This is a genomic window from Gilliamella sp. B3172, assembly GCF_026536465.1.
Classification (GTDB): Bacteria; Pseudomonadota; Gammaproteobacteria; order Enterobacterales; family Orbaceae; genus Gilliamella.
Map to the genome: position 1 here is coordinate 157942 of NZ_JAFNOA010000004.1, position 21768 is coordinate 179709.

Consider the following 21768-nt stretch of genomic DNA (forward strand, 5'->3'; position numbering starts at 1 on the left):
TAAAAGGGTTAACACACCACCCTAACTTATTGGGTCGCATCAAAGTGTCACTGTTGAGCCAATTTATAACAAAAAAGTAATTGTGTTAACAGAATAAATGACATTTTGAGGCGGTATAAAAAAAGAACTGCTTTAATATGTAAAGCAGTTCTTTTAGCAGATTTCTATTTTTGCGTGATTTATGAATAATGTTTATTACAATCCTTTATGAAGGATCTCACAACTTTCTTTAAATTTTAGCTCGCAAGCTTGTTCAAAATACTTTTTAGCTAACTCGCTATTTTTTTCAACACCATCACCTTCATAATACATAATGCCTAACTGATGTATTGCTTGAGCGTTACTATTATCTGCTGCTTTTTCATACCAATATAGTGCTTTTTCTATATTAATTTCGACACCGTCACCTTTGTCATACATACGTGCTAAATTATATTGATTTATCACAAACCATTCTTTATCTGCTTGAGCTTTAGTGTACCAATAGCGTGCTTTTTCTTTATTGACTTCGACACCATCACCTTGGTCATACATATATGCTAACTCTAATTGCGCATAATCATGCCCTTGTTTTGCTGCTTTTGTATACCAATAGAGCGCTTTTTCTTTACTGGCTTCGACACCATCACCTTTGTCATACATACGTGCTAAATGATATTGCGCATAATCAAGCCCTTTTTCCGCTGCTTGAGTGTACCAATAGAGCGCTTTATCTTTATTGACTTTGACACCATTACCTTTGGAATACATATCTGCTAAAGGATAAAGCGCTATATCAAACAGTTCTTTCTCTGCTTGAGCTTTAGTGTACCATTTGAGTGCTTTTTCTTTATTGACTTCGACACCATCACCTCGGTCATACATATATGCTAATTCTAATTGCGCCGAAATATGCCCTTTTTCAGCTGCTTTTGTGCGCCAATAGAGCACTTTTTCTTTATTGGCTTCGACACCATCTCCTAATTCATACATGCGTGATAAACCATATTGCGCCTCAACTAATCCGTGTTCCGCTGCTTTTGTGTACCAATATAACGCTTTTTCTTTATTAATTTCGGTACCGTCTCCTTTGTCATACATAGATGCTAAATCATATTGCGCCTCAACAAATCCGTCTTCCGCTGCTTTTGTGTACCAATAGAGCGAGTTTTCTGCATTGGCTTCGACACCGTCGCTTCTGTCATACATACGCTCTATAAATAGCTGATTTTTCTTATCTAGCTCTTCAGCCCCCAATTTACAAGAAATTACAACTTTATCATCTTGATAAAATAGAATATCGCACTTTTTAGCGTAAGCTGTCGTCGATAATAATGCTGTTAATACAACAAATAGTACTTTTTTCATTAGTTTTCCTTAAACTCCTAAAATATAATAATTTTTTTATTTTGCCTGCAGGCAAGAAAAGAACAAAAATACGTTTACTATCTATTACTTGTTAACAATGTACTTTTAAATCGCTTATCGGTATCGGGTTATAGGGTTGATAAAAGGGTTAACACACCACTCTAACTTTGGATCGCATCAAAGTGTCACTGTTGAGCCAATTTATATCAAAAAAGTAATTGTGTTAACAGAATAAATGACATTTTGAGGTTGTATAAAAAAAGAACTGCTTTAATATGTAAAGCAGTTCTTTTAGCAGATTTCTATTTTTGCGTGATTTATGAATAATGTTTATTCCATTTCTTTATAAAGGATATCACAACTTTCTTTAAATTTTAGATAACAAGCTTGTTCAAAATACTTACTAGCTAACTTGCTATTTTTTTCAACACCATCACCTTCATAATACATAATACCTAATCTATACATTGCATCAGTATTTTCCCAATCTGCTGCTTTTGTATACCAATAGAGCGCTTCCTCTTTATTGGCTTCGACACCATCACCTTTATCATACATACGCGCTAAATCATATTGCGCATACTCATTCCCTCGTATTGCTGCTTTTGTATACCAATAGAACGCTTTTTCTTTATTAACTTTGACGACTTTGACAGCATCTTTACCTTCGTCATATATACGTGCTAAATGATGTTGCACGCCAGCCAAATTATCTTTTACCTGTGCTTTAGCTTGAGAGTACCAATATCGTGCTTTTTCTTTATTGACTTCGATACCCTTACCCTGGTCATACATATATACTAACTCTAATTGCGGCAAAACATACCCTACTTTTGCCGCTTGAGTATACCAATTTAGCGCTTGTTCTTTATTGACTTCGACACCGTCTCCTGATTCATATATACGTGCTAAATGATATTGCGCACTATCATGCCCCTGTTCCGCTGCTTGAGTGTACCAATAGAGCGCTTTTTCTTTATTAACTTCGACTCCCTTACCTTCGCCATACAGAAGGGCTAAGTAAAACTGAGCTCTGCTATCTCCCTGCTCAGCCTCAGTGTTACAAGCAATGAAAGCTTTATCAAATTTTTCTAGAACAAAATCAATAATGCAATCATTAGCGTAAGCCGTCGTCGATAATAATGCTGTTAATACAACAAATAGTACTTTTTTCATTAGTTTTCCTTAAATTCCTAAAATATAATAATTTTTTTATTTTGCCTGCTAGCAAGAAAAGAACAAAAATACGTTTACTATCTATTACTTGTTAACAATGTACTTTTAAATCGCTTATCGGTATCGGGTTATATGGTTGATAAAATGGTTAACACACCACCCTAACTTATTGGGTCGCATCAAAGTGTCACTGTTGAGCCAATTTATAACAAAAAAGTAATTGTGTTAACAGAATAAATGACATTTTGAGGCGGTATAAAAAAAGAACTGCCTTAATATAAGACAGTTCTTTTAGCATAAATTGACTCTTCTATATTGATTAATGATGTTTACTTCATGGAATTATAATTTTTACAACCTTCTTTTAAACCAAGCGAACAAGCTTGTTTAAAATATTTTTTGGCTAACGCTATATCTTTTTTAACACCCTCACCTTGCTGATACAGTACTCCTAAATTATTTTGCGCCTCACGCCCCCCTTGTTCTGCGGCTTTAGTATACCAATAGAACGCTTTTTCTTTATTGACGTCGACTCCATCACCTTCGTCATACATAAGCCCTAAATTATATTGCGCATCACCAACACCTTGTTCTGCGGCTTTAGTATACCAATAGATCGCTTTTTCTTTACTTTCTTCAACACCCTCACCTTCATCATAAATAACCGCTAAATTATATTGTGCGTCACCAACACCTTGTTCTGCGGCTTTAGTATACCAATAGATCGCTTTTTCTTTACTTTCTTTAACACCCTCACCTTCGTCATACATAAGTGCTAAGTTATATTGAGCATCTTTATCTCCCTGCTCTGCCTCAGTGTTACAAGCAACTAAAGCTTTATCTAAAGCTGCTTGTTTTAAATAAGTAATGCAATTATTAGCGTAAGCTGTTGTCGATAATAATGCAGTTAATACAACAAATAGTATTTTTTTCATAAGTTTTCCTTAAACCACTAAAAAATAAAAATAATTTTTTAAGTTTGCCTACTGACAAGAAAAGTTCAAAAATAGGCTTACTCTCTATTACTCGTTAACAATGTACTTTTAAATGGCTTATCGGTATTGGGTTATGGCGTTGATAAATGGTTAACACGCCAACCAAATTTATTGAGCCGTGTCAAAATATCACTGTTATGCCAATTTATATCAAAAAAATGATTGTGTTAACAGAATAAATGACATTTTTAGGCTGTATAAAAAAAGAACTGCCTTAATATATAAGACAGCTCTTTAAGTATAAATTGACTCTTCTATATTGCTTAATGATATTTACTTCATGGAATTATAACTATCACAACCTTCTTTTAAACCGAGTGAACAAGCTTGTTTAAAATATTTTTTGGCTAACGCTATATTTTTTTTAACGCCCTCACCTTGCTGATACATTACTCCTAAATTATTTTGCGCCCAACCAACGCCTTGTTCAGCAGCTTTAGTATACCAATATACTGCTTTTTCTTTGTTAACTTCGACACCAAAACCTTCGTCATACATAACCCCCAAATTATATTGAGCATCATCAACACCTTGTTCCGCAGCTTTAGTTAACCAGTATAGCGCTTTTTCTCTGTTTTCTTCGACGCCGTCACCTTGGGCATACATAATCCCTAGATAATATTGTGCGTCATCAACATCTTGTTCTGCAGCTTTAGTAAACCAATTTAGCGCTTTTTCTTTATTGACTTTGACACCGTCACCTTCGTAATACATCAATCCTAAATTATATTGCGCATCATCAATGCCTTGTTCTGCGGCTTTAGTATACCAATAGAGCGCTTTTTCTTTATTAACTTTGATACCATCACCATCGTCATACATAACGCCTAAATTAAATTGTGCGTCACCAACCCCTTGTTCTGCAGCTTTAGTATACCAATATAGCGCTTTTTCTTTATCAACTTTGACACCTTCACCATCGGCATACATAATCCCAATACTAAATTGCGCATCACCATCCCCTTGTTCAGCAGCTTTAGTAAACCAATATAGCGCTTTTTCTTTATTGACTTTGACGCCCTCACCTTCGTCATACAGAAGTGCTAAGTTATACTGGCCATTTATATGGCCTTGTTCAGCGGCTTTAGTATACCAATAGAACGCTTTTTCTTTATTGACTTTGACGCCTACACCTTCGTCATACATGAGCCCTAAATTATATTGCGCCCTACTAAATCCTTGTTCAGCTGCTTTTTTATACCAATAGAATGCTTTTTCTTTATCGGCTTTGACTCCCTTTCCTTGGTTATACATATTCCCTAAATTATATTGCGCTTTATCATACCCTTGTTCAGCAGCTTGGCTATACCAATGGAATGCTTTTTCTTTATCAACTTCGACACCTTCACCTTCGTCATACATAACGCCTAAATTAAATTGTGCGTCAACAACCCCTAGTTCTGCGGCTTGAGTATACCAATATAACGCTTTTTCTTTATCGACTTCGACACCTTGACCTTCGTCATACATAACGCCTAAATTAAATTGTGCGTCACCAACGCCTTGTTCTGCGGCTTGAGTATACCAATAGAGCGCTTTTTCTTTATCGACTTTGACACCTTCACCTTCAGCATACATAATCCCTAAATAATGTTGCGCTTGAGCAAACCCTTGTTCAGCGGCTTGACTATACCAATAGAATGCTTTTTCTCTATCTTCCTTGACGCCCTCTCCATGGTCATACATAAGCCCTAAATTATATTGCGACTTATCTAACCCTTGTTCAGCGGCTTGACTATACCAATAGAATGCTTTTTCTTTATCGACTTTGACGCCCTCACCTTCGTCATACATAACCCCTAAATTATGTTGCGCCTCACTGAACCCTCGTTCAGCGGCTTGAGTATACCAATATAGCGCTTTTTCTGTATTGGCTTTGACCACATCACCTTGGTCATACATAAGCCCTAGGTTATATTGTGCTTTAGTAAACCCTTGTTCAGCCGCTTTTTTATACCAATATAGCGCTTTTTCTTTATCGACTTCGACGCCGTCTCCTTCTTTATATATAATCGCTAAATTATATTGCGCTTTGTCTAACCCTTGTTCAGCAGCTTGGCTATACCAATAGAATGCTTTTTCTTTATCGACTTCGATGCCGTCACCTTGCTCATACATAAGTCCCAAATTATATTGCGCCTTACTAAGCCCTTGTTCAGCTGCTTTTTTATACCAATATACTGCTTTTTCTTTATCGACTTCGACACCGCCACCTTCGTTATATAAAATCCCTAAATTATATTGTGCCTTATTAAACCCTTGTTCAGCCGATTTTTTATACCAATATAGCGCTTTTTCTTTATCGACTTCGACAACTTCACCTAGATCATACCAAACCCCTAATTCAAATTGCGCTTTACTAAACCCTTGTTCAGCTGCTTTTTTATACCAATAGAGCGCTTGTTCGTTATTTTCTTCAACGCCGAGACCTCGATAATACATCGTTCCTAAATTATACTGAGCTTGTCTATCTCCCTGCTCAGCCTCAGTGTTACAAGCAAATAACGCTTGTTCAAAATCTTTTTGTTCAAAAAAAGTAGCACAATGATTAGCGTAAGCCGTCGTCGATAATAATGCTGTTAATACAACAAATAGTGTTTTCTTCATGATTCTTCCTTAACCCACTGAAATATAATAATTTACTTATTTTTTTGCTAGCAAACGAGTAAAATGCAAAAGACATTAATAAAAGCCTTTTGCAAATCAATAATGCTTCGATAAGCAGTTAATAATCTCCTAATATAAGCTAACTTGATAATAAATTGACTTGAAATATCAATCATTTATTTTAAAGTACTTAATAGGTTAGCAATGGTTCTTACACCAATACCCGTTGCTCCCGTTGCCCACAATGCGCTAGCGCTTTTACGGAATGTTGCTGAACAGTCGATGTGCAGCCAGTTTTGTTTATAATTTTTAATAAAATATGACAAAAATGCCGCTGCCGTGCTGGCGCCAGCCGTATTAGGTAATCCGGAATTGGCTATATCGGCAAATGAGGAAGGGAACTGGGAGCGATGAAACTCCGCTAATGGTAAACGCCAAAAGGCTTCATGCTCGATTTCACTACTCACCAATAGCGCATTAGCTAATTTATCATCAAACGAGAGTAACGATTGATAGTCATTACCGACAGCAATTTTTGCAGCGCCGGTTAATGTTGCACAATCAATAATATAATGAGGTTTATCTTTGTCAGCACTGATTAATCCGTCAGCTAAAACTAAACGACCTTCAGCATCGGTGTTATCAATTTCAACTGTTTTACCGTTGCGATAACGGATAATATCACCAAGTTTAAAGGCGTTACCACTGACTAAGTTATCTGCACAACATAAGTAAAGTTTAATACGATGATTGACACCTCGTGCAATAGCGAGTGCTAAAGCGCTGGTAACCAGAGCTGCACCACCCATATCGGCACGCATCGACTCCATAAAGCTACTCGGTTTTAGGCTGTAGCCCCCCGAATCAAAGGTGATACCTTTACCAACTAAACAAGCAACGATAGGCGCTTTTGGGTTTTGGCTCGGGTTATAGTCAAGTTCAAGTAGTGCCGCCGGCCTATCCGATCCTTTCCCCACAGTATAAATACCCATATAATCATGCGTTTTTAATGCTTCGCCTGTGATAATATTGTATTTAATATCAGATGAATAAGTGCTAATTAATTTGGCGCTTTGGGTGGCTAATTCAAGTGGACTTAATGTTTCAGCTGGTTGGTTAACAATATCACGGCACCAATCAATAATGGCTAGGCGGTGTTTGAGTTCTTGTTTATCTTCAGTACTAAGTTTTGGCCAACTCACTTTATTATTATTTTTAGCATTACGATAACCTAACCAAAAATGCCAGCAAGATTCTAAATCCCAGCCACTTCCACTGAGTTTAATCGAGTTAATGCCTTGATTATCAAGTTTACGCCCTGCCCGTTGAATTGCACCTAAGCGATGTTCAGTTTTATAGTGAATAGTAATAGACTCTTGGCAATAGCTCAGTAGCGCATCTTTACCCCACTGTGGTTGCGCAACTTGATCAGAAAGTAAAATAGATAATGTAGACATAATAAGCACCTCGATAAGTAATAAAGCAAAAACAATGGCTTAATTCTAATCAGAAACATGTTAATATAGCAAGCGAAGTTAAGCATAAATAAGGAACAGCAATGACATCGGTTATACCTATTAAAAATGGCATCAATTTTCGTGATTTAGGCGGCATTAAAACCAAAGATGGGCGGCAAGTTCGCTCTGGCATGTTATATCGGGCAGGGGAATTTTCTCGCCTCACAGAGGATGAAAAAAAATTCTTGTCTGACGAATTAAAGTTACATTATGTTTTAGATTATCGTGATCAACATGAAATCGATCGCCACCCTGATAATTTATGGGCTGATAGTCATTATATTAATGTACCGGCCAATCCATTAAATAACGAAATTACCGCAAGTTTAACCAGTGATCTAAAAAACGATATCACGGTGTTAAAAAAATATTCCCCTCATGAGTTTATGCTTAAACTTTATCAGCTTTTACCGTTTAATAATCTTGCTTATCAGACATTTATTTCAACACTATTTAAAGCCAATGGTAGACCGTTAGTCCAACATTGTGCAGTTGGCAAAGACAGAACAGGCATCGGTGTGGCATTAGTTTTATTTGCTTTAGGCGTTAGTGAAGAGGTGGTTATGCAAGATTACTTACTCACTGAACAGTGCTTACAAACGTTTCGAGAACAGACGCTTAACCAACAAAAAAGCCAATTAACACCGGAAGAGTTTGAAAAGCAAAAAGCGATCTTTGCTACCAAAAAAGAGTATTTAAGCGCTGCAATTACGGCTATTAAAGAGCGTTATAACACTATCGATAACTGGTTAGCGCAAGAGTATGATCTCGACCAAAAAAACAGAGAAATATTGCAAAATATCTATCTTGTTTAAAGCTTAATAGCCTGTTTACTCATTTGATTGAGATGATTTGTTAGAATTTATCCGGTAAGTCATCAAGTTAATCACGTGTTTAACACAAAATGAGTAATCGGCTTATCGCAATTGACCGCAAGATGAATATCACCCACCTGCTGATATTGATAATAAAAGTGACCGCTAAAAGGTGCGCTAATCATCTTGTTAGCCAGATCAATTTTTACCGATTTCATTTGCCACACCCCTTTGGCATAGAGCTTTAAGGCCGACTCTTTTAACGTCCAAAGTTGCCAAAAAGCGGATAGTTCATCTTGTTGTGTGCGCATCCATTGACATTCAGTATCAGCAAAAAAATTTTTTGCTACCTTCTGATAATTTTTTCGTGGACGTGCCACTTCGATATCTAACCCAACTTTACCGGTTAATGAAATCGCCACAGCCACGCTGTCTTGACTGTGACTAATATTAAAATCCGGCAGATTAGAATCTAAAAAACAGGGGCGAGCATTATCGCCAATTATCATTGTTGGCAAAGTTGCGATCTGACAATATTGATTGAGCAAACTGGCTAGTATGGAACGACAGGCTAAAAACTGTTTTTTACGTCGCTCATTCATTTTATTAGCATCATTAATAATTTGCTCAGATAACAACGAATAGTTAATTGCCACGCTATTGAGATTGGCAAGTTGGACAATTAGCATGATTGAAAAGCCAGTATTGATAAAAATTATTTTTTACTATTTTAACAGCATGCTATGCTAATTGTTATTAAAATTTATCAGATAGCAAGGATACGTCATGTCATTACAAACCAAATTAGTCAATGCTGGTCGCAAAAAACGCTATACTCAAGGTGCAGTAAATCCGGTTATCCAACGAGCCTCATCGTTAGTATTTGACTCTATTGCAGCCAAAAAAGAAGCGACCGAAAATCGCACTAATGGCGCACTCTTTTATGGACGTCGAGGTACATTAACCCATTTCTCGCTGCAAGATGCCTTGACTGAAATTGAAGGTGGTGCAGGATGTTACCTTTACCCGTGTGGTGCAGCAGCCATTGCCAATGCGATTTTGGCTTTTGTAAAAACCGGCGACCATATTTTGGTATCTGAAGCCAGTTACGAACCGACTCAAGAGTTTTGTAATCATATTTTAAAAGATTTAGGTGTTGAAACCGATTACTTTTCACCTTTAGTTGGTCGTTATATCACAAACCACATCAAACCAAATACTAAAGTGGTGTTTTTAGAGTCGCCAAGCTCAATTACGATGGAAATTCATGATGTGCCCGCTATTGTGAAAGCAATCAGGAACATTAATCCGCAAATAGTCATTATAATGGATAATACCTGGGCTGCTGGCGTGCTATTTAAAGCGTTAGATCATGATATTGATATCTCAATTCAAGCAGGCACTAAATATTTAATTGGTCACTCCGATGCGATGCTCGGCACTGCTGTTGCTAATGAGCGATGCTGGGATAGATTGCGAGAACGCTCTTATTTAATGGGACAAATGTGTGATGCAGATACCGCTTATATGGCAGCACGAGGTTTACGCACTTTAGCAGTCAGACTTAAACAACATCATGAAAGTGGCTTAAAAGTAGCAAAATGGCTGGCGGCTCATCCTAAAGTCGCGACCGTTAATCACCCTGCCTTAACAAGTTGCAAAGGACATGAATTTTTTGCCCGTGACTTTACCGGTGCAAGTGGTTTATTTTCATTTGTGCTAAACGACCATTTAAATGATGTACAGCTTTCCGACTTTTTAGATAATTTAACCCATTTTTCAATGGCTTATTCATGGGGTGGGTTTGAGTCATTAATTTTAGCCAATCAACCCGAAGAGCTAGCCAAAATCCGACCGGTTTCTGGAGTCAGCTTTGACGGAACACTCATTCGGTTACATATTGGGCTTGAAGATCCCGATGATTTAATTGCTGATCTATCCGCTGGTTTAGACCGAATTAAGTTAAATAAAAATAAAGCAAATGCCCTACAAAGCTTAATATGATCAAAATTTAGTATGATTAAAAGCTTAGTGTGATTAAATAACAATGAAAAATCAAAGCCAAACGATGATTGATCAAAGCATTGAACAGGCGATTTTTGATCATATCAAAAATCGTCAATCGCTACTGGTTGCTTACAGTGGTGGTGTGGATTCAACGGTGCTATTACATGCGCTTACCCAATTGAAACAACAGCAACGACCAGACTTACAACTCAGCGCAATTTATATTCATCATGGCTTAAGTCAAAATGCCGATAGCTGGGCAAGGCATTGCCAACAGCAGTGCCAAATATGGCAAGTACCGCTCATTATTGAAAAAGTTCGGCTCGACCCTATGGCGGGTAATATTGAACAGCAAGCTCGAAATGCTCGTTATCAAGCAATTTATCGTCACCTAAAAAGCGATCAGATGCTATGCACAGCCCAGCATCTTGATGACCAATGCGAAACTTTTTTGTTAGCGCTAAAACGGGGCAGCGGACCAGCCGGTTTATCGGCAATGCCGGTTGAAAGCAACAGGCATCTTAGACCATTATTGACGATCTCACGCCAACAAATCGAAGCGTACGCCAACAGGCATCAATTAACTTGGATAGAAGATGAAAGCAATCAAGATGACCATTATGACCGTAACTTTCTACGATTAAAGGTGTTACCACTTATCAATCAGCGCTGGCCACAGTTTTCTCAAATGGTTGCCCGAAGTGCTTCACTTTGCCAACAACAAGAAGCGTTAATTAACGAGCTGTTAGATAACGATTTTCACCAACTATTGACAACGCAAGGTCAGCTACGTTTGTCGCCGTTAATCAATTATTCAGAATATAAACGCAATGCGATTTTGCGCATGTGGTTTCGACAACAAGGCATAATGATGCCGAGTCAAAAACAGCTGGCATTAATTTGGCAAACGGTCGTTGAAGCAAAGGAAGATGCTAATCCAAAATTTGTTTTGCATAACAAACAAATTCGCCGTTATCAAAATCAACTTTATCTGTTGCCACTGTATGATGATACTGAACACTTAGTCATCAATTGGGATCTCACTTCGCCTTTAGTGTTACCGGATAATATCGGTCAGTTACAATCTCATTACCAGCACGATTTAAATTGTCGCCTACCTCAAGCCGACGAGGCAGTTACCGTACGTTTTCATGCGCAAGGTCGATTGCAAATAGTTAATCGGCAAGGGTCAAGAGCGATCAAAAAAATATGGCAAGAACACCAGATCCCACCATGGATGCGCACACGTACGCCTTTGATTTTCTATAACGAACAACTTATTTGTGCCGTTGGCGTGTTTGTCACTGAGCAAGGCAAAGGATCGCAAATTAATTTTAGTGTGACCGAATAAATAAAATGCTTTTAAGCAACTCAAGCAGAAACGTAATCAATAAGGGGCATAATTGCCCCTAACTTATAACTAACCATTCGCTTACTTAGTTTCTGCCCTTGCCTTCCAGCGTTTAAGTAATAAAGCATTGGTGACAACACTGACACTACTTAATGCCATAGCAGCGCCGGCTATCATTGGATTTAAAAAGCCCAATGCGGCTAATGGAATACCAATTAAGTTATAAAAAAACGCCCAAAATAGGTTTTGTTTGATCTTATTATAAGTTCGGCGGGAAATATCAATCGCATCAGCAATAAGATACAAATTACCACGCATTAAGGTAATACTTGCTGCATGCATTGCCACATCGGTCCCCGTTCCCATTGCTATACCAATATCAGCGGCTGCCAAAGCGGGAGCATCATTAATACCGTCGCCAACCATTGCTACTCGATTATTGGTATTAGTATGACTCTCTTTTTGTAATTGATAGATATAATTAGCTTTGTCCTGTGGTAACACTTCTGCAATAACTTTATCTAAGCCTAACTGCTGACCTACCGAATTTGCAGCTTGTTGATTATCACCGGTTAGCATAACGGTATTAACATGTAATTGATGTAGTGCATCAATAGCATTTTTGGCTTCGGGTTTTATCACATCAGCAAAACCAAATAAAGCCAGTATCGCTACACTATTTTCAGATTGTTGCTTAGCTAAAAATGAGATGGTATAACCTTTCGCAGTAAGCTCACTGATTTTATCATCCATATCAACAAAATAGGCATTTAATGACTTCATCCAGCGTAAACTACCTAAATAATATTCGGTATTATCAATGGTTGCCATGACGCCCGATCCGGTGACAGAGGTAATATTTTGAGCATAATCGTACTGTTTTGCTTTAGACAAGATAGCTTTAGCTAATGGGTGCTCACTGCCCGCTTGCATAGATGCCGCAAGCGATAAGATTTGATCGGGCGTCTCAGTGCCAATTACATCCATTTCGACCAGTTCAGGTTTACCTAGGGTTAATGTGCCGGTTTTATCGAATGCGACGGTATTAATATTGTGCAATGTTTCTAAGGCTTCAGCATCTTTAATTAAAATACCTTGTCGAGCAGCCACGCCTGTTCCAACCATGATCGCTGTTGGCGTGGCTAAACCTAAAGCACACGGGCAAGCAATAACTAATACGGCAACAGCATGCAGTAATGCTTGTTGCCAATCATGATACATCACGCCCCATGCCAATAAGGTAATTAAAGCGATAATCAAAATGACCGGCACAAAGATTGCACTAATACGATCAACAATGCGTTGAATTGGCGCTTTTTTAGCTTGCGCAGATTCAACCATTTGAATAATTTTTGCCAGGGTCGAGTCGGCTTCAACCGCTGTGGTTTTGACTAACAATAACCCTTCACCATTAATGGTGCCGCCGGTAACTGTACTATTAACCGTTTTATTTACCGGTAAACTTTCCCCGGTCAACATCGATTCATCACAGCTCGAAGCACCTTCAATAACAATACCGTCAACCGCAATACGCTCACCGGGTTTGATAATAACTATATCATCCACCTTCACTTGATTGATCGGTAAACTTACTTGTTGATCGCCTCGTTTAACTAACGCTAGCTCAGGCCTTAAGGCGGAAAGCGCTTCAATCGCTTGGGTGGTTTGGTGTTTTGCTCTTGACTCGAGCCATTTACCAAACAAAATCAGGGTAATAATTACAACTGATGATTCAAAATAGAGATGATCATAATCGCCATTAATCAGTTGATATAGCGACAAACCATAAGCTGCACTGGTACCCATTGCCACTAATAAATCCATATTACCCGTTAACGCTTTTAGTGCCTTAAAAGCACTACGATAGAATTTAGCCCCCAGACCAAATTGAACAATCGAAGCCAGCACAAGTTGTAACCATGCTGGCATCATCAAATGAATATTAAACGGCTCAAGTAGCATCGGCACAACAAATGGAATAGCCAAAATAACCGATAACACAATCGGCCAAAGTGACGCTTGTTTCTCTTCATCTTTGGCGTGTGTTTGTTGATCGGTAATTTCCACCGCATGATAACCGGCTTTATCCACCGCCGACATTAGCGTTTCTAATTTAACATTGGCATTGGCAGTCACGTTTGCTTTTTCGGTGGCAAGATTGACACTGGCAGCGATTACACCATCAATTTTTTTTAATGCTTTTTCAACTCGGCTGACGCATGATGCGCAACTCATATCTTCAACAAAAAATTGATATTCAACTGTTTTCATTTGACGCATCCTTCAATAATTAGTGTTGTTTTGATTTATTATATTCACTAAGAAACCGTTTTATTTGACGCTATCGTTATAATATAAATAATCTATCTAAAACCAAATATATCTTATTTATCCAAAAGATCTTATTTTTACAGGTTGTATTGATAGCCATTTTAATACTAATTGTAGTATTAACAAGAATGCACTTTTTTGATATATACTATCCAAAAAGATACTGTTAAGACATTAACGTGAACAATCCTATAGCTAAAATCGATGAACGCGAACCGCATTCGCAATCAACTATCTGTTGCCCGGTCGAAACAACCTTAAATATGATTGGTGGAAAATATAAAGCTTTGATTTTATGGCAACTGATGACAAACAAAACATTAAGGTTTTCGCAACTGCGTAAACAAATCCCTTGCGCCACGCCAAAAATGCTAACGGCGCAATTACGTGAACTTGAATCGCATCAGCTAATTAATCGAAAAGTTTTCCCGGTTGTGCCACCGAAAGTCGAATATTCCTTAACCGCATTTGGTGAAAGTATTCAACCGGTACTGCAAGCTATGTATAAATGGGGTAGTCACTGCTTAAACAATCAAGGATTGAATGTTAATTGCTCAATGGAGCCAATGCCAGCCAAACAAAAAAGATAAATAATTGATTGGTACTATGTAGGCATTTCTTATTATTGCTAAAGCAAAATACACAGCCGCAACCAAAAAGAACAGAGCATTATCACTCTGTTCTAATAAGCATTAGCCTCGTAAGTTTTCCGGCCAATCGTTTTGGGTAGAAACCAGCAAATCTTTCACAACACGTGGATTACCGGCAACAATATTGCCCGATACCATGTAGTTATTTCCGCCGGCAAAATCGGTAATAACGCCACCAGCTTCACGTAAAATTAACTCGCCTGCGGCAATATCCCATGGTTTTAAACCGATTTCAAAAAAGCCATCTAAACGACCCGCTGCCACATAAGCCAAATCTAGTGCCGCTGACCCACTACGACGAAAATCACCACATTTGGTAAATAATTTTTGTAGTACTGCAAAATAGCTATCGCTGTATTGCTTTGCTTTAAATGGAAAAGCTGTTACCAGTACGCTTCCTTCTAAATCTTTAGCATTACTAACACGAATTCGGTAGCCATTAAGCTGCGCACCTTTACCACGTGCCGCAGTAAATAGCTCGTTACTCATTGGATTATAGACAACCGCCACTTCGGTTTTACCTTTCACTCGAGCAGCAATAGACACCGCAAAATGGGGAATATTTTTAATAAAATTGGTGGTACCATCAATTGGATCGATTACCCACTGCGTATCGGCATCATTACCTTTAGCAAGGCCGCTTTCTTCAGCAATAATAGTATGATCTGGATAAGCTTTTTTAATTGTTTCAATAATCAAAGCTTCAGCCGCTCGATCTGCATTAGTTGCAAAATCATTAGCACCTTTAGTGTTAATTTCGATTGAACTCGGGTTTTCATAAGCCTTAATGGCAACATTACCTGCTTTACGCGCAGCACGAATAGCAATATTAAGCATCGGATGCATAATTTTCTTCCAATTGATGATGTTAAAGAACGGGGTAAAAATAAGTATGGTCTTTGCCATACACAAAATTATGTCTAGTATAAAGCTTTTGCCCTATCTTTGCCAGTCTATGTTGAGATTGATATTTAATTTACCTTAGCTTAACCCATTGAGTACATTTATACCGAACCGATAACTTATCTCTTTTTACCCAAAAACACTTATCGTTTTTAAATAGACTATTTATTAGTCATATGTTAATATTTCAAAAAAGGATTTTTATTAGATTTTGATTTTATATGGATTTTTTATTTAAACATAGCTGTATTGCGGCTGTAACAATCGTATTAACATCACCCATAACATTAGCTCAATTGCCTGCTACGCAGCAGTTGGGTGATATGCAACTGATTCATCAACAAGAGCGCCAAAAGGCTTTAGAAGAATCATTAAATACCACTGCTCCCGATATTCATTTGCTTCCGCCGACAACCAGTATCAACGAGTTAAATTTTCCGCAAGAGTCTTTGTGTTTCAATATTGATCAGGTTCAATTGCTTGAGCGTGATAAATTACCCTGGTTTGTTCCTTTAAACAAGCTTGCCCAACAAGCAGAGCATCGCTGTTTAGGCGCTAAAGGGGTGAACATTTTAATGAGCGCCATTCAAGATCGCTTAGTCAGTTATGGCTATATTACAACAAGAGTGGTTGTGCCGGAGCAGGATTTAACACAAGGGGTGTTAAAATTACTCCTGGTTGAAGGTAAAGTGAGACATATACGTTACACCGATGACAGTGATAAATATGCGCAACTTTACACCGCGATGCCGGCAAGAGAAGGGAAAATCTTAAATTTACGTGATATCGAGCAAGGGCTTGAAAATCTTCAGCGCATACCAACAGTCAGCACGCAAATGCAATTAGTCCCGGGTGATAAGCCGGGTGAAAGCGATATTATGATTAGTCGCAAGCAGACAAAAATGTGGCGATTAGGGTTATCGATTGATGACTCGGGCACCAAAGCTACCGGTCGTGATCAGGGCGGTGCCACGTTATATCTGGACAATCTATTATCATTGAGTGATTCGTTTTATGGATCAATAGGACATGATTTAAACGGAAAAGGCGAATACGGCTCCCGTAACTTTTTATTGTCCTATTCGGTACCTTTCGGCTATTGGACGCTCAATACATCATTATCCGGTAATAAATATCATCAAACTGTAGCCGGGCAAAATGTCAATTATCAGTACAGTGGGCGCAGCCGTAATGCCAATATCCAACTTAGCCGCGTTATTCACCGTAATGAGTCACAAAAAACCACCTTAAGCTATGGCCTTTCACTGCGCCAATCGCATAACTATATCAATAATACGGAGCTTGAAGTTCAACAGCGCAAAACCACACATTGGCAATTGGGTTTACAGCATCGACACTATATTAAAGATATCACGTTAGATGCGGGTATAACGTATCAAAAAGGTGTACGTTGGTTTAATGCTAAAAAAGCACCGGAAGAGAAAAGCCCGGAAAATAGCGGCAGTCCCCTGTCAGAGATCTTCTTAGTGAATTTTTCAGCCAATGTGCCGTTTAGTTTGGCTGAGCAGCCGTTTCGCTACCGATTAGATTATCAGGGGCAATATACCCGAGGCGGCGATTTAACCTCGCCTGAACAGTTTTCAATCGGCGGGCGTTGGAGTGTACGCGGTTTTGATGGCGAGCTTACCTTGAAAGCCGATCGAGGCTGGTATTTACGTAATGAGTTTGCCTGGCAAGCACCGCTTAATCACGAGCCTTATCTGGGTATTGATACCGGTGAAGTATCCGGTACCAAAAGTGAGTACCTGCTTGGCCGACATTTAACCGGTGGCGTTGTTGGTGTACGAGGCAATAATTATGGATTCTATTATGACGTCTTTGCCGGTAAGCCAATTCGCAAACCGAAAGGATTTAAAACCAATCCATTGACGTTAGGCTTTAATATCAATTGGAATTATTAACTGAGTATTGCGTGAATTACACATCGTATACCCGACCAGTTATACATGGAAATAAGTAATAAACAGAATGGAATGAAGGAATTAAAAAATGAATAAGCACCTATATCGAGTCATTTTTAATAAAAAACGCGGTATCCAAATGGTTGTCGCCGATATTGCTAAAACGCCTAATGGTCATGAAAAAGCCAATAAAGAAGATAAACAATCATTATTCAAATCCTGTTTATTTGCATTGCAACCGATAAGCTTATTCGTATCTATCTCGTTAGGCTTTGTATCTATCATCTCACCAGCCTATGGTAATAATATTGTTGTTGATAATCAGGCAAATAAAAATCAGCAACCGCAAGTGATCTCGGCGGCAAATGGTGTCACCCAAATTAATATACAAACGCCGAATAATAAAGGTCTTTCACACAATAAATACACCCAATTTGATGTCTCACAGCAAGGGGTAATTTTAAACAACAGCAGCAAAATCAATCAAACCCAGATTGGCGGTTATGTTCAAGGTAATGAAAACTTAAAAACAACCGGTCCGGCTAAAATTATCTTAAATGAAGTCAATTCACGTAATCCAAGCCAACTAAATGGCGTGATTGAAGTTGCCGGCCAAAAAGCGCAAGTGATTATCGCTAACCCTTCAGGTATTACCTGTAATGGCTGTGGCTTTATTAATGCGAATCGAGGCACCTTAACCACCGGTACCCCGACTATCGATAATGGTGAATTAACCGGTTACCGGGTTGAACAAGGACATATTAATGTCACCGGTAAAGGGCTCGATGGCTCAACGCAAAGCTATACCGATTTAATTGCCCGCTCAGTATCGATTAATGCTGCGGTATGGGCAAATGAAGCCAATGTTATCACCGGTAAAAATCAAGTCAGCCGTGATACCAAAAACGTTACTGCGTTAGACGGGACTCATACCGAAGATAAACCCGAAGTATCGATCGATGTTTCACAATTTGGCGGCATGTATGCCGGTCAAATCAACATGATTGGTACCGAAAAAGGCGTTGGGGTACACAATGCCGGCGAACTTGGCGCAAGCTCAGATAATATCGTGATTCGTGCAGACGGAAAAATTATTAATACCGGTACATTACAAGCGCAGAAAGATATCACCTTAAACAGTCAACAAGATATCACTAATCGCCGTCAGATCTACAGTAAACAAAATATTAAATTAAATAGTCAAAATGCGATCACCAATGAAGGGGCAATCATCGCTCAACATGATATTACCTTAAATGCCAAAAAAATCGACAGCACTGAGGCAAGTCGAGTTGCCGCCGGCATTAATGAGCAAGGAAAACTGATCCATAATAAAGGTAATATTTCCGGCACCGCAAATGACATCAATTTCAACGGTAAAAACAGTGCCGGCCAGACACTATCGCTCAATGCAAAGAACAATCTGAATCTGAACAACAGTCAAACTTATGCCAATAAGCTGCATTTGACCGGTGAAGAGAATATTTCTCTCAATTCGGCAAAAATTCAGACAGAGCAACAATTACAGTTATCAAATAACCAACAAATCGATATTGATAACGCCACAGTGCAAGCTAAACAAGGGATTGAAATACAAACCAATAAGCTCACCGCCGACCATAGCCAACTGTTAGCGCAAGAGTCTATCACCTTAAAAGCAGATCAAATAAAAGCGCAAGCAGCAGACCTTAACACTAACAGTGCCATTGATATCCAGGCCAATGATGTGCAGATGCAATCGGGTAACTTAAGTGCTAAAGGGGAAATTTCACTATCGGCAAATAACGCCATTATGGATAATTTACAGGCTGTTACTGAGCAATCATTAGCAATTACCGCACAAACGTTATCCACGCAAGAAGCCAATATACAAGCCGGGCAAGATATCTATGTTGAAGCCAATACCATCGAAAACGCTTCAAGCTTTATCCGATCGAATGGGCCGATTAATTACTACTTTAATCGCTTAAATAATCAAGGCGCCACCTTAGTCAGCGACCGGGAAATCAGTCTGGTTGGTGATAGCCTGTTTAATGAAAAGGGTAAATTGCAAGGTACCGGCAACATTCACATTTCAGCTTATCAATTATTTAACAACCAATTTGGTACAATTTTATCAGATAAATCAATCATGGTTTATTCTGAAAAAATCAACAATGATAATGCTAAATTGATCGCCAATAATGGCTTATTACTCTCTGCCCGGCAGTTATCGACCAACAACAGTTATTTATATGGGTATACTAACATAACATTAGATGCGGAAAAGCAATTGAGTGCCAAAGGGGCAACTCTTTATTCCGAAGGCATCATTGCATTAGACAGTGAGAAAATTGATTTAACCGATGCTTCTGTCAGTGCTAAGGACGATATTAACGTTAGCGGTCAGCAACAGAACTTAACCAAAAGTGAGTTTTTATCCAACGGTCAAATCAATTTGGACGCCACGACCATTGAGGCTGACGATGCGGTTATCAGAGCGGCCAAAGATCTATCCATTAAAGCTTTAAAGCTGGCATCATTCAACCGTGGTCAATTGTACGCTAACCAACAACTAAATCTGACAGCGGCGCAAGCCAACACCCATCATTCAACGCTTTATGCCATAAATGGCATGACGATCAACACGACCGAACTCAATAACCAGGACGGCAAATGGATCAGTGGCGGTCATGTTGCAATATTCGCCAAATACTTTAATAACCAATACACCAATATTCAGGCTGAAAAAGACCTGACTATTGACAGTGAGCAGTTAGATAACCGTGAAGCAACCTTAATATCTTTCAAAAATCTGGCCATAAATACCCAGGATCTCGACAACACAAAAGCGCGAATTCAGGCAAGTAAAATTAGTATTAATGCAACCGGAAACGTTAACAATAATGCCGGTATATTCATTGCCCAAACGGCAGGTATCGATATTCATGCCAATAACATCATCAACAGCGCTGCTCGACTTTGGGGTGTGCAATCTATTACCCTAAAATCCAACCAGTTAGATAATCAAAAAGCGCAATTATCCAGTCATGGCATCATTAATCTAACCAGCGATGTTATGGATAATAGATCGAGTGTGATTCAGGCTAAACAAGGCATTGAGATTAAAAGCAAGCAACTTAGCAGTGACCTTGCGCAGTATGTTTCTGAAGGTGATTTCACTATCAACAGTGAAAACGCCTCACTCAATCAAGCCTCGCTTGGTAGTAAAGGCAATATGCAAATTAATACACAGCACGTTTTAGCGTTACAAAATGCCCAACTGGTTGCTGAAAAAAATATGCAAATTCGCGCTGAGCAAATCAATACCACGGAAAGTGAAATTGGCGCACAAGGCAATATCGATGTTGACGCCTCAACGCTGATTAATAACCAGGCTAAATGGCAGGCGAAGCAGAATATCAACATTAACGCTAACCAATTTGATAACTCAGGGGCTCAACTTGTTTCAGATCAATCCATAACTATTCACAGCCAGCAACTGAATAATGATCAAGCGGCGTTGAGTGCTAAAGACAATATTACGATCGAGGCACAAACCGTCGAGAATGCCGAGGCTAAATTATTTAGCGGTCAATCAATTACCGTTGATTCAACTAAACTCAATAATCAAGACGCCGTGTTTAAAGCCGATAATGCAATAACGATCAATAATCAGGCGTTTAACAACGCTAATGCGACTTTAGTGGCGAATGCGGCCATAAAAATAGCCACCAAAGCACTGAATAATGCTAATGCAACATTACAATCGCAAACAGAAATTGCGGTCAAAGCCGATCAATTTGACAATCAGTCCGCCTTACTGCTTTCCGGTAAAAACGGTACCAATATTGAAAGCCAAACACTCAATAACCAACAAGCAAAAATATTAACGCAAGGCGATTTGACCATTAAGGCTGACGACATTGCCAACCAAAATGCCAAATTAGTTGCGGATAAAGCGATATCGATTCAAACCAATCAAATCAATAACCAACAAGCTGATTTACAAGCCAAAGGCAATATCGATATTAATGCGGCAACGCTTGATAATGAGTCAGCCAATGTGGTGTCGGAAAACACTATTACTTTCGATGTTGCTAATGGTATCAACAACCGTTTTGCTGAGCTGACCGCCAGTGGCGCCATTAAACTCGCTTCATTAAAT

14 protein-coding genes are annotated in these 21768 nt (G+C 38.7%); 6 read left to right on the top strand and 8 right to left on the bottom strand.

Annotation, left to right across the window (positions count from 1 at the left end; genetic code table 11):
- Window positions 1-195: 195 nt before the first annotated feature.
- The 5 genes from J3U37_RS06845 to pepB all read right to left on the bottom strand — a co-directional run bounded on the left by J3U37_RS06845 (window position 196) and on the right by pepB (window position 7582).
- Entirely contained in the window at window positions 196-1347 is a 1152-nt protein-coding gene (locus tag J3U37_RS06845) for an SEL1-like repeat protein (RefSeq protein ID WP_267373946.1), read from the bottom strand.
- A 330-nt stretch (window positions 1348-1677) separates the two neighbouring features.
- Complete coding sequence (locus J3U37_RS06850) at window positions 1678-2523, bottom strand: tetratricopeptide repeat protein (RefSeq protein WP_267373948.1); 846 nt, start codon at window positions 2521-2523, stop codon at window positions 1678-1680.
- 329 nt (window positions 2524-2852) lie between these two features.
- Window positions 2853-3458 carry a tetratricopeptide repeat protein gene (locus J3U37_RS06855; RefSeq protein ID WP_267373950.1) on the bottom strand — a complete coding sequence of 202 codons (606 nt, stop codon included), beginning with the start codon at window positions 3456-3458 and terminating at the stop codon, window positions 2853-2855.
- 333 nt (window positions 3459-3791) lie between these two features.
- Entirely contained in the window at window positions 3792-6125 is a 2334-nt protein-coding gene (locus J3U37_RS06860; RefSeq protein WP_267373952.1) for an SEL1-like repeat protein, read from the bottom strand.
- Window positions 6126-6301: 176 nt separating this feature from the next.
- On the bottom strand, window positions 6302-7582 hold the full coding sequence (gene pepB / locus J3U37_RS06865; protein ID WP_267373954.1) for an aminopeptidase PepB: 1281 nt from the start codon (window positions 7580-7582) through the stop codon (window positions 6302-6304).
- Window positions 7583-7683: 101 nt separating this feature from the next.
- On the opposite strand from pepB, the gene J3U37_RS06870 reads away from it, so the two are divergent.
- Window positions 7684-8457: a tyrosine-protein phosphatase gene (locus J3U37_RS06870; RefSeq protein ID WP_267373956.1), complete on the top strand. Its 774-nt coding sequence runs from the start codon at window positions 7684-7686 to the stop codon at window positions 8455-8457.
- A 71-nt stretch (window positions 8458-8528) separates the two neighbouring features.
- On the opposite strand, the gene J3U37_RS06875 is transcribed toward J3U37_RS06870, so the two are convergent.
- Entirely contained in the window at window positions 8529-9146 is a 618-nt protein-coding gene (locus J3U37_RS06875; RefSeq protein WP_267373958.1) for a 4'-phosphopantetheinyl transferase family protein, read from the bottom strand.
- Window positions 9147-9243: 97 nt separating this feature from the next.
- Here J3U37_RS06875 and metC point away from each other — a divergent pair, with 97 nt between their 5' ends.
- Together metC and tilS are read left to right on the top strand one after the other, a co-directional pair.
- Window positions 9244-10461, top strand: a complete 1218-nt coding sequence (gene metC / locus J3U37_RS06880) for a cystathionine beta-lyase (RefSeq protein WP_267328960.1) — start codon at window positions 9244-9246, stop codon at window positions 10459-10461.
- A 64-nt stretch (window positions 10462-10525) separates the two neighbouring features.
- Complete coding sequence (gene tilS / locus J3U37_RS06885; protein ID WP_416379993.1) at window positions 10526-11815, top strand: tRNA lysidine(34) synthetase TilS; 1290 nt, start codon at window positions 10526-10528, stop codon at window positions 11813-11815.
- Window positions 11816-11896: 81 nt separating this feature from the next.
- Here tilS and J3U37_RS06890 read toward each other — a convergent pair whose 3' ends face one another.
- A complete protein-coding gene (locus J3U37_RS06890) occupies window positions 11897-14086 on the bottom strand; it encodes a heavy metal translocating P-type ATPase (protein WP_267373962.1) in 2190 nt (729 codons plus the stop codon).
- A 323-nt stretch (window positions 14087-14409) separates the two neighbouring features.
- On the opposite strand from J3U37_RS06890, the gene J3U37_RS06895 reads away from it, so the two are divergent.
- Window positions 14410-14736, top strand: a complete 327-nt coding sequence (locus J3U37_RS06895) for a winged helix-turn-helix transcriptional regulator (RefSeq protein ID WP_220219606.1) — start codon at window positions 14410-14412, stop codon at window positions 14734-14736.
- A gap of 102 nt (window positions 14737-14838) precedes the next feature.
- Here J3U37_RS06895 and suhB read toward each other — a convergent pair whose 3' ends face one another.
- Window positions 14839-15642, bottom strand: a complete 804-nt coding sequence (gene suhB / locus J3U37_RS06900; RefSeq protein WP_267373964.1) for an inositol-1-monophosphatase — start codon at window positions 15640-15642, stop codon at window positions 14839-14841.
- Between the two features lie 278 nt (window positions 15643-15920).
- On the opposite strand from suhB, the gene J3U37_RS06905 reads away from it, so the two are divergent.
- Window positions 15921-17621, top strand: coding sequence for a ShlB/FhaC/HecB family hemolysin secretion/activation protein (locus tag J3U37_RS06905; protein ID WP_267373966.1), 1701 nt, complete (start codon window positions 15921-15923; stop codon window positions 17619-17621).
- A gap of 88 nt (window positions 17622-17709) precedes the next feature.
- Window positions 17710-21768 (top strand): filamentous hemagglutinin N-terminal domain-containing protein (locus J3U37_RS06910; RefSeq protein WP_267373968.1); only part of this gene is annotated, 4059 nt, incomplete at its 3' end.